Raw genomic sequence first — 2,724 nt, forward strand, 5'->3', positions numbered from 1 at the left:
ACGTTGACGGCGAGGCCGCCCATGGCCGTTTCCTTGTATTTGGAGCTCATGTCCTTGCCGGTTTCCCGCATGGTCACGATGACCTCGTCGAGGGAGACCCGGTGCGTGCCGTCGCCCCAGAGCGCCATCTTGGCGGCGTTGATGGCCTTCGCGGCGGCGATCGCGTTGCGCTCGATGCACGGGACCTGGACCAGCCCGCCGATCGGGTCGCAGGTCAGGCCCAGGTTGTGCTCCATCGCGATTTCCGCGGCGTTCTCCACCTGTTGGGGCGTGCCGCCCATGACCTCGGCCAGGCCGGCGGCCGCCATCGAGGACGCCGAACCCACCTCGCCCTGGCAGCCGACCTCCGCGCCGGAGATCGAGGCCTGCTCCTTGTAGAGCACCCCGATCGCGGCCGCGGTCAGCAGGAACTTGACCACCACGTCGTCCCGGTCGGCCTGGGTGGCCTGGTCCATGCCGGGGGCGAAGTGCAGCGCGTAGTAGAGCACGGCCGGGATGATGCCCGCGGCGCCGTTGGTGGGGGCGGTGACCACCCGCCCGCCCGAGGCGTTTTCCTCATTCACGGCCAGCGCGATCAGGTTGACCCATTCCTGCCAGTACTTCGGGTCCCGGTCCTTGTCCTCCTTCAGGAGCCGCTCGTGCCAGTCGGGCGCGCGGCGGCGGACCTTGAGCCCGCCGGGCAGCAGCCCGGTGCGCTTGAGGCTGACCTCGACGCAGCCTTCCATCACCGAGTAGATGTGCAGCAGGCCCTCCCGGATCTCCGCCTCGGTGCGGGAGGCGCGCTCGTTGACCAGCATGATCTCGCCGATCGAGAGGCCCTGGGACTGGCAGTGTTCCAGCAGTTCGGCCGCCGTGCGGAACGGCAGCGGGAGTTCCTTCTTGGATTCGTCGAGTTCCTTCAGGGCCGCGTCCTCCTCGCCCTCGCGGACAATGAAGCCGCCGCCGACGGAGAAGAACGTGGCCTGGTGCAGGGTTTCGCCCCCGGCGTCGGAGACGGTGAACGTCATCCCGTTGGTGTGCCGGGGCAGGATGGTCAGCGGCCGCAGGACCATGTCCTTCACCCCGTACGGCAGGGGCACAGCCCCGGCCAGCTGCAGCGTGCCGGTCCCGGCGATCGCCGCCAGCCGGCCCTCCACTTCCTCGGGGAGGATCTGCTCGGGATGGAAGCCCTCGAGCCCGAGCAGGATGGCCGTCATGGTGCCGTGGCCGTGGCCCGTGGCAGCGAGCGAGCCGTAGAGGTCCACCCGCAGCGACGCCACCTCTGCCAGCTTGCCGAGGGACTTAAGTTCTTCGGCAAACACGGCGGCGGCCCGCATCGGACCCACCGTGTGGGAACTGGATGGTCCTATTCCGATGGAAAACAGGTCAAAGACTCCAACAGCCATTGTCGGTTCCTCACTAGGTCTTACTGTGGTCCGGCAGATGGTCCTGCCGGAAGGCACTGCGGCCGGCCGGTTGGCGGCAGCTTGCCGGATGCACGACGCCGGGCGGCGGCTTGTGGCGGCAACCCGGCGTCGTGATCTGTACTGCGGTTAGTTCTGTATTGCTACTACTTCAGTCATACGTCGCTTAGGCGAGGTTATCAACCGAGGGGTAGAGCGGGTGGGCGGCGGCGAGGGCCTCCACCCGGGTGCGCAGGCCGGAGAGGTCCGCGCCGGCGTCGGCGGTCAGGGCCTCGGCGATGATGTCGGCGACCTCGGCGAAGGCCGCCTCGCCGAAGCCGCGGGTCGCCAGCGCCGGGGTGCCGATCCGCAGCCCGGAGGTCACCATCGGCGGGCGCGGGTCGAACGGGACGGCGTTGCGGTTGACCGTGATGTCGATGGCCGCGAGGCGGTCCTCGGCTTCCTGCCCGTTCAGCTCGCAGTCGCGCAGGTCCACCAGGACCAGGTGCACATCGGTGCCGCCGGAGATCACGCTGATCCCCTTCGCGGTCACATCCGGCTGGACCAGCCGGTCCGCGAGGATCCTGGCCCCGGCCAGCACCCGTTCCTGGCGCTCCCGGAACTCCTCGGAGGCGGCGATCTTGAACGCCACGGCCTTGCCCGCGATCACGTGCTCCAGCGGCCCGCCCTGCTGGCCCGGGAACACCGCCGAGTTGATCTTCTTGGCGATCTCGGCGTCGTTGGACAGGATGATCCCGCCGCGCGGACCGGCCAGGGTCTTGTGCGTCGTGGAGGTGGTGACGTGGGCGTGCGGGACCGGGGACGGGTGCAGCCCGGCCGCGACCAGCCCGGCGAAGTGCGCCATGTCCACCATCAGGTAGGCGCCCACCGAGTCGGCGATCCGGCGGAACTCGGCGAAGTCGAGCTGGCGGGCGTACGCGGACCAGCCCGCCACGATCAGCGCCGGCTTGTGCTCGAGAGCCAGGCGCTCGACCTCGGCCATGTCGATCCGGTGGTCCTGTTCGCGGACCTGGTACGGGATGACGTTGTAGAGCCGGCCGGAGAAGTTGATCCGCATGCCGTGCGTCAGGTGCCCGCCGTGCGCCAGGTTCAGGCCCATGATGGTGTCCCCCGGACGGATCAGCGCATGCATCACCGAGGCGTTGGCCTGCGCGCCGGAGTGCGGCTGCACGTTCGCGAATTCCGCACCGAACAGGGCCTTGACCCGGTCGATCGCGAGCTGCTCCACAACGTCGACGTGCTCGCAGCCGCCGTAGTAGCGCTTGCCCGGGTAGCCCTCGGCGTACTTGTTGGTCAGCACCGAACCCTGCGCCTGCATCAC

At 69.1% G+C, this 2,724-nt stretch carries 2 protein-coding genes; both read right to left on the minus strand.

The genetic code is table 11. The features are described from left to right. Positions 1–1,385, minus strand: a 1,385-nt coding sequence (locus LQV16_RS23320) for an L-serine ammonia-lyase (RefSeq protein WP_229996204.1), incomplete at its 3' end; no start/stop codon positions are given. A 184-nt stretch (positions 1,386–1,569) separates the two neighbouring features. Beyond that, positions 1,570–2,724: serine hydroxymethyltransferase (gene glyA / locus LQV16_RS23325; protein WP_229996205.1), on the minus strand; the 1,155-nt coding region annotated here is incomplete at its 5' end.

Source organism: Arthrobacter sp. Bi26, from assembly GCF_918697925.1.
Lineage (GTDB): Bacteria > Actinomycetota > Actinomycetes > Actinomycetales > Micrococcaceae > Arthrobacter.